1 protein-coding gene is annotated in these 255 nt (G+C 58.4%); it reads right to left on the minus strand.

The annotated features are described in order from the left end of the window. A partial coding sequence (locus FSO04_RS46110) for a transposase (RefSeq protein WP_154568046.1) occupies positions 1-255 on the minus strand: 255 nt, incomplete at both ends.

Raw genomic sequence — 255 nt, forward strand, 5'->3', positions numbered from 1 at the left:
GTTGTAGGCCAATACCTGAAGACTCATTTCCGTGCTCACGCGTCCCAGCGTCCGGGTCAGGAAGTGGGTGGCCCCCATCCAATGCTTCAGCGTGCCGAAGACGTGTTCGACAGTGCTTCTTCGGATGGTCATTGCATCAGGCTTCCGGTCGAGTCGACGCTGCATAACTTCCAGTACATGTTCGTGCTCCCATCGTCGGATGCGGCGATAGTCGCTGGGCGAACATCGCTCCTTGAGATGGCAACGCGGGCATGC

This window comes from Paraburkholderia madseniana (genome assembly GCF_009690905.1).
Classification (GTDB): domain Bacteria; phylum Pseudomonadota; class Gammaproteobacteria; order Burkholderiales; family Burkholderiaceae; genus Paraburkholderia; species Paraburkholderia madseniana.